This is a genomic window from Neorhizobium sp. R1-B (assembly GCF_004368875.1).
Taxonomy (GTDB): Bacteria; Pseudomonadota; Alphaproteobacteria; order Rhizobiales; family Rhizobiaceae; genus Neorhizobium; species Neorhizobium huautlense.
In genome coordinates, this window is sequence record NZ_SOEM01000048.1 from 1 (window position 1) to 3,450 (window position 3,450).

Consider the following 3,450-nt stretch of genomic DNA (forward strand, 5'->3'; position numbering starts at 1 on the left):
GGTCCGTATTCTTGGTGACGCGGGGTGGAGCAGCCCGGTAGCTCGTCAGGCTCATAACCTGAAGGCCGCAGGTTCAAATCCTGCCCCCGCAACCACCGACATTTGTAACAGCATCCATTCCTGCCCACGCTCGGCCAGCAAGGCTTCGCAGCGGCGCAGGAATTTTGTCTTGTCCGCTAGTGACTTGAACTCCCCAGCCGAACGCCTGCGGTCGAACTCCGCCGATTGCTCACTGCGCAGTTCCCGTGAAACCTCGCGCCACGCTTCCTGGGCAGCCAGAATAGCGGCAAGGCGGCCGTGAATGATCAGTTCCGCCGTCTTGCCATCTGCCGATGGCGCAATGACCACCTTTTGCACCAACTGGCAATCGATCTCCAGCTTTCCTCCACCCCACACTCCCGCGTTGACAGCATGGTCTTGACGGCGGAAACCGCGCTTTTGAGCAGGCCGACATTGACAACAGCTTTCGCTTCGATGCCTTCCCGAGGATCGGGTTCTTCATGCCTGCGGTGGCCTGACGGTCACAGCGACAGGCATTAAATTCGATCTGCATCAGGCCGGAACGATCATCGTTCCAGGAAATGGCTTCTGCAATGTAGAGCGCTGCCTTCTGCCTTGCCGCGGACGCAGTCAAACGATGCGCTCTTCGGGAGCGAAACGCATCGCGAGCAAGATAAGCAGACCGATCCCGAGAGCCATCATGACCCATGCTTGTGACAAATCATCTGAATGGGCGCGCAGCCAGCCGGCCGCAAAGGGCATGACGCTTGCGATAATATAGCCGCCTCCTTGGACGAAGGCCAAGAGGCGGCCGGCACTCGCCGGTTCGTCGGCGTGGTCGAGCGTCACGATCAGCGACAGAGGAAACAGCGCGCCGATCCCCAGCCCAAGCAGGATCATTGCGGGAAGTGCCATAGTCAGTGGCATGGTGATGAGGCAGATCAGGCCGGCGAGAATGGCGAAAAGTGCGGCGGCCAGCGGTCCCCGCCGATCAGGAAAGCGGTTGATTAAAGCCGATACAGCAAGACCGGCGACAACCTCCATCAGCGTAAGACCCGCGAGCATATAGCCGGCAATATCTTCGCTGCGCCCCAGTTGAATATAGAAAGGTGGTAGCCATGCCAGGACAAGCGTATAGGCGCCCGTACCGACGCCAAAGAAGATAAGCAGGAGCCAGGCTTTGCCGCTTTTCAACGGTGATCGACCCACGGTTTGACGGGATGCCGTTTGTTTCACGCAGGCATCCGAAGAGGATGCTCCTTTCCACAGAACAAGGGCAAGGAGAGCAGGCAGCCCCCACAGCCCCAGCATCGCTTCCCAACCTACGAAACGGGACAAACCAGCCGCAGTCGCGGCTGCCATGGTTGCGCCCCCCATGATGCCGGTTGAGTACAATCCCATGACGCGCCCTACGTCCAACGGGAATACCCGCTTGATGAATCCGGGCATCAACGCTTGAACGGCAGCAATGCCGAGACCGCATACTGCTGCACTGGCAAGAAGCCCGGCACTGGAAAACCAGAGGAGCCGCGAAATGCAGGCAAGCGCAATGATCGCTACTCCCAGAGCAATGCCGCGTCTATCCCCGATCGATTGCTGCAGGGAAGAGCCGGCGAGGGCGCCCAATCCCATTAGAAAAACCGGAAGCGTCGTCAGCGCCCCAGCGCCAGTCGATGTCAGGCCCGATCCTGCTTCGATCCGGTCGAGAACGGGGCCCAAAGCCGCAAGTGCCGGCCGCAAGTTCAGCGCAACGGCGACAACGGCGATTATCGAAAGGGTGTTCGAAGCGGAGGATGCTTCATGGCTTTTGCGTTGCACATCTTGATGTTGGAGCACGTTCTATATCGCTTGCTATTAAGAATCTTGACATCGAGATAAATGACATGGTTGAAAGCATCAACAGTTTTATACGACGGAGTCGATGAGTGCGTGCTTGCGCAGGATTAAAAACCAACGGACTGAACCGATGCTCCGAGAACAGAAAGCCCGACATGCCACAGGTGGATCCGCGACCGGCCATGACAACACCGGCCCCTACACGGCTGAATCATCGCGAACATTCGTAGAATCGAGGCACGAATATGAGTGAGCCTATCAACAGCTTGGATCCCGCAGCTGCTGCAGCAGAACAATGGCGGAGGGAGCGTCCTGACATTGATCCCTTTCCGATGGAGGTGCTCGGCCGTCTCGGAGAGATTACGCTGATCATCATGCGCGATCGTCTCACTCCGTTTTTTGCGGAGCATGGCCTACAAAGCGGGGAGTTCGACGTCTTGGCAACATTGCGGCGCTCGGGCGCACCCTACGAACTCACCCCCACCCGGCTTTATGAATCCGCAATGCTCTCTTCAGGTGGAATGACGGCTCGTATAGATCGCCTTGAACGAGAGGGTTTGGTGGAGCGACGAAACCATCCGACCGATCGACGCGGTACACTGGTGGCTTTGACCCCCAAAGGTGTCTCGTTGATCGACGGGATCCTTGCGAAGCATGTCGAAAACGAGCGCCTGGCGCTGGCAGGATTAACAATGGCCGAGCAACATCAGTTCAACGCTCTTTCCATTAAGCTTCTTGCAGGCTTACGACATACACAATCACGGTGAATGCGCCAGGAGCGGTCCTTCCGAAGGCATGCCAGTGGGGTGAGCCGCCTGCGAAGGTCATCGTAAATTCTGCAAGCCACGGTAGGTCAATGAAAGACCTCCAGGAGAGATTCATGGCCTCAACCTTGGAGGAGGCCGCTCCGGGCTCTCTGACCCTCCTTGCTGTAACAGATGAAGACCGAGCGCTTGGATGCATCTGATCCCGCGCCGCGATGGAGTAACTGATGAAGCCTGCGGCCACGTCGCCATCATCGACGTTGTTGAGGAAGCCGAGGGAACAGGCGCGCTATCAACTTTTGCGCGCGTCAGGGTTTCGTGGCCGAATCTAGTCGGATGGTCAAACCCTTTATAAGCTATCCATTCCAGCTATGCCCGATGCCGGCGCGTTCCGAGACCTGAACTATGAACGTCTTCGCAATAGTATGTCCTCTCTTACGGAGCCGTATAATGGCCCTGAAGCTCTCTCGACCCTCCCGCCGGTTCATATGAAGCTCTTGCTCAAGCTTGTTTCCTTCTGCCTGGTTGCACTGGTCGTTCTGCCGGTTGCGGTGGGCAGCGCCTACGAGGTGTTGTCGCGGCATTGGGCCAGGGCAAAATACCCGCCTCCGGGCAGACTGATTGACGTTGGAGGACGTAATATCCATCTTGATTGCGGTGGCCAAGGATCGCCGACCGTCATCCTTGAAGCGGGACTGGACAATTATGGGACGCTTTCGTGGGCAAAGGTACATGACAGCGTCGCACGCCTTACCCGCGCTTGTGCCTATGATCGCGCCGGAATTATGTGGAGCGAGCCGAAGTTCACGCCGCAGCACGCCGATGCCGTGGCAGAGGATCTTCGGGCCGT

At 57.8% G+C, this 3,450-nt stretch carries 3 protein-coding genes and 1 tRNA gene; 3 read left to right on the forward strand and 1 reads right to left on the reverse strand.

Features of this window, described 5'->3' with window-relative positions; all coding sequences use genetic code 11:
- The first annotated feature begins 18 nt into the window (after positions 1–18).
- Positions 19–95: transfer RNA gene (locus tag EDE05_RS26580), tRNA-Met, on the forward strand.
- A 535-nt stretch (positions 96–630) separates the two neighbouring features.
- Here EDE05_RS26580 and EDE05_RS26585 read toward each other — a convergent pair.
- Complete coding sequence (locus tag EDE05_RS26585) at positions 631–1,836, reverse strand: MFS transporter (protein WP_208325243.1); 1,206 nt, start codon at positions 1,834–1,836, stop codon at positions 631–633.
- A gap of 245 nt (positions 1,837–2,081) precedes the next feature.
- Here EDE05_RS26585 and EDE05_RS26590 point away from each other — a divergent pair, with 245 nt between their 5' ends.
- Together EDE05_RS26590 and EDE05_RS26595 are read left to right on the forward strand one after the other, a co-directional pair.
- Positions 2,082–2,603 carry a MarR family transcriptional regulator gene (locus EDE05_RS26590; RefSeq protein WP_105375146.1) on the forward strand — a complete coding sequence of 174 codons (522 nt, stop codon included), beginning with the start codon at positions 2,082–2,084 and terminating at the stop codon, positions 2,601–2,603.
- Positions 2,604–3,088: 485 nt separating this feature from the next.
- Positions 3,089–3,450: hypothetical protein (locus EDE05_RS26595; RefSeq protein WP_208325244.1), on the forward strand; the 362-nt coding region annotated here is incomplete at its 3' end.

What these genes read in the sequence shown, in the direction of transcription:
- EDE05_RS26590 (WP_105375146.1), top strand. Translation starts at nt 2,082, where the DNA reads ATGAGTGAGCCTATCAACAGCTTGGATCCCGCAGCTGCTGCAGCAGAA.